5 protein-coding genes are annotated in these 3,135 nt (G+C 64.1%); 1 reads left to right on the top strand and 4 read right to left on the bottom strand.

The window, feature by feature from the left end; translation table 11 throughout:
- Positions 1-31: 31 nt before the first annotated feature.
- On the bottom strand, positions 32-637 hold the full coding sequence (locus EN745_RS32635) for an NADPH-dependent FMN reductase (RefSeq protein WP_127423153.1): 606 nt from the start codon (positions 635-637) through the stop codon (positions 32-34).
- Positions 638-730: 93 nt separating this feature from the next.
- Between EN745_RS32635 and EN745_RS32630 the strand changes: the two genes are divergently transcribed.
- Positions 731-1,099 (top strand): helix-turn-helix domain-containing protein, encoded by a 369-nt coding sequence (locus tag EN745_RS32630; protein WP_187331432.1) that lies wholly within the window; start codon positions 731-733, stop codon positions 1,097-1,099.
- A gap of 98 nt (positions 1,100-1,197) precedes the next feature.
- On the opposite strand, the gene EN745_RS32625 is transcribed toward EN745_RS32630, so the two are convergent.
- The 3 genes from EN745_RS32625 to EN745_RS32615 all read right to left on the bottom strand — a co-directional run bounded on the left by EN745_RS32625 (position 1,198) and on the right by EN745_RS32615 (position 2,999).
- On the bottom strand, positions 1,198-1,491 hold the full coding sequence (locus tag EN745_RS32625) for a hypothetical protein (protein ID WP_126058721.1): 294 nt from the start codon (positions 1,489-1,491) through the stop codon (positions 1,198-1,200).
- Positions 1,492-1,561: 70 nt separating this feature from the next.
- A complete protein-coding gene (locus tag EN745_RS32620; protein ID WP_126058720.1) occupies positions 1,562-1,957 on the bottom strand; it encodes an acyl-CoA thioesterase in 396 nt (131 codons plus the stop codon).
- Between the two features lie 100 nt (positions 1,958-2,057).
- Positions 2,058-2,999 carry a phosphoribosylaminoimidazolesuccinocarboxamide synthase gene (locus EN745_RS32615; RefSeq protein ID WP_127423152.1) on the bottom strand — a complete coding sequence of 314 codons (942 nt, stop codon included), beginning with the start codon at positions 2,997-2,999 and terminating at the stop codon, positions 2,058-2,060.
- Positions 3,000-3,135 lie beyond the last annotated feature (136 nt).

The following is a 3,135-nucleotide window of genomic DNA, read 5'->3' as shown; positions in this document are numbered from 1 at the left end:
TCCCTTGGGAGGATTGTCTCGGATTGACGGCTCAGGCCGCCTTGGCTTCCTCGGCGATCGCGTCGGCCGCGCGGGCCGCCTTGAGCACCTTGGCCCACCAGGCGACATCGTTGACGAGCGCCGTGGCGGCCTGGTTCAGATGCTCGAGATCCTCGAGCTTCTTCTCGCCCTGGCGAACCGCCAGGAAATCGCCCCAGGCGATATGGACCGCCGACTTGACCGGCGCCATCTGCAGTTCGACGGCGTAGAGGCGGAGCTGTTCGACGGCGCGCGAGCCGCCGACGCTGCCATAACCGACGAAGCCGGCCGGCTTCTTGTTCCACTCGTTGGCGGCGTAGTCGATGGCGTTCTTCAGCACACCCGTCGGGCCGTGATTGTACTCGGCGGCGGTGAAGATGAAGCCGTCGAAAGAGGCGACCTTCTTCTGCCAGCGCTGCGCCACCTCGTTCTGCGACGGCGCCCAGGCGGAGGAAGCGACCTCGTCGAAGAACGGCAGCGGGAAGTCGCGCAGGTCGACGACTTCGACGTCGATGTCTGCATGCGCCTTGGCGATCTTGGCGATCCACTCGGTCGGCACGTCGGCGAAGCGTGCGGCGCGCGTCGAACCGACGATAATGGCGATTTTGGGCTTGGACATTTTGGGAGGCTCTCCTTGCGGGAAATTGTGGTATCGTTTGGATACCGGCGCTATATGAGATACCGCAAAAGCGAAGTGCAAGGAGGCACGTTTTTGTTACTGAGGCACCCGCATATCACCGAAGACTGTCGCGCCGTGTCGGAAATCCTGCAGCGCGTCGGCGACAAATGGACCGTTCTGGTGGTCGGCAAGCTTGGCGACGGACCGCTGCGCTTCAATGAACTGCGCGCCGCCGTCGGCGGCATTTCGCAGAAGATGCTGACCACCACATTGCGCGGTCTGGAGCGCGATGGCTTCGTCATCCGCACCGTCTTCCCGACCATCCCGCCGCGCGTCGACTACGAGCTGACAGAGCTTGGCCACGAGCTGTTGGTCCCCGTCAGCGCGCTCGGCGCATGGGCGCGCAGGAACACCGCCAGGGTCAGGGCAGCGCGCGAGAAATTCGACGGTCTGCACGGCTGAAAGCCTGTTGCCGCAAGGATTTTTGGCGCACCCGCGAAGGATGAACCTTCGTGCCGACCCGTTTTCTGGCCGGCCGCTGTGGCGTGTCCGTCCCGTTTTCAGCTTCCGGTGGATCGTCTCGCAGTCAGCCCGGCGGGCCGTCTGCTCGCGGCAATCGTCCGCGGTTTCTGGCCGGCGTCGCAACTGATCGCCAGGCATTTTTCGCTTGCGCCCGGCGGCTTGCCTATGACGCAATTTTGCGAAGCGCAAGAGAGCCTGGCATCGGCTTGCTTGATCTCGGTATAGGCGGTTGCGGCGAGCAGGCCGAACAGGCCCAGGACGGCTCCCGCAAGAACACCGTTCAGCGTTCGTTGACGCATTGTCTTCCCCCAAGCCCCGGCGGACTTGGTCACGGAAATTTGCGCATGACTGTGAAGGAGCTCACGCAGCCCGCCGGCAGGGCCCTCGCCTGCCGGAGCCGGGTCAGCCTTCGGCCGGAACCGCCTTCGGCTTGCCCTCGCCGTCCAGCGCCACCATGACGAAGTCGGCATGGGTGACCTTCTCCATCAGGTCGGACAGATAGCGCTGCGCCCAGGCCTCGACCTTGAGCGCCATCGAGGTGCGGCCGACGCGCTCGACATGGGTGTAGATGCAGAGCGTGTCGCCGATCTTCATCGGCTTGGCGAAGGACATCTCCTTGACCGCCGCCGTCACCACGCGGCCCTTGGCGCGCTCGGCGGCGCGGATGCCGCAGGCAAGGTCCATCTGCGCCATCACCCAGCCGCCGAAGATATCGCCAGCCGCGTTGGCGTCGGACGGCATGGCCAGCGTCCGCAGTGTCAGGTCGCCGATCGGCCGTCCGTCCGCGTAGTGCACCATACCGCAAATCCCCTGAGATCGATGACATGATCCCGTAGCGTCACGGCGCCGGCAGGTCAACGCGCCGCCGATGCTGTCGCAAGGAGCGGCTGGCTTGACCCTAAAAGTAGCGCTCGAGGTTCGCGCGGATGCGATCGAGCACGGTAGCCCCGGAAACGTCGGGGACGAATTCCTTGCCGGTGATCGCCTCATAGGCCTGCGCATAGACCCGCGAAGCCTGTTCGACGATCTCGTCCGGTATGGTCGGGATCGGATCCCTGTAGGGATCGCAGCGCGCCGCGACCCACGACCGGATGAAATCCTTGTCGAAGCTCTCCGGCCGTTCGCCGCTCGCAAAGGCCTCTTCGTAGCTGGCCGCGATCCAGTAGCGGCTGCTGTCCGGCGTGTGGATCTCGTCGGCCAGGATGATGGTCCCGTTTCTGTCGCTGCCGAATTCATATTTCGTGTCGGCGAGGATGAGCCCGCGTTCGGCGGCGCGCGCCTGGCCGCGGGCGAACAGCCGCAAGGCGTAGTCCGACACCGTATCCCACTGTGCTGGCGTAAGAAGTCCCTGTTCGAGGATCTCGGCCTTCGACAGCGGCTCGTCATGGCCGCCATCCGCGGCCTTGCTCGTCGGGGTGATCACCGGCTCGGCCAATCTCTCATTGTCGCGCAAGCCGTCCGGCAGGTTCATTCCATACATGGTCCGCTCGCCCTTCCGGTACCTGGTCAGGATCGAGGTGCTGGTGGTTCCCGCCAGATAGCCGCGCACGACGATCTCGACCGGCAGGATATCGAGCCTTGTGCCGACGGCGACATTCGGGTCGGGGTATTCGAGAACATGGTTCGGGCAGATGTCGGCCGTTTCCTCGAACCAGTAGCGGGCGGTCTGGGTGAGGATCTCGCCCTTGAACGGGATCGAGGCCAGAATGATGTCGAAGGCGCTGAGGCGATCGGTGGCGATGATGATGCGCCTGCCGTCCGGCAGGTCGTAGTTTTCGCGGACCTTGCCCTTGTAGTAACCCGGCAGTTCCGGGATGAAGGCATCGGAGAGGGTACGCATATGGATCTCCTGCCTCCCGCGGATTGGTCGATGCCTTCGCATAAGCTCTCGACCCCGTGCATATCAAGCGGGATTGTCGGGTTATCCCGCAACTCCATCGTATTGCGGCGGTCGTTTTTTTTACCACCAATTCCGG

Origin of the sequence: Mesorhizobium sp. M4A.F.Ca.ET.022.05.2.1 (assembly GCF_003998845.1) — a bacterium.
Lineage (GTDB): Bacteria > Pseudomonadota > Alphaproteobacteria > Rhizobiales > Rhizobiaceae > Mesorhizobium.
This window is presented reverse-complemented; position numbering and strand designations above follow the sequence as displayed.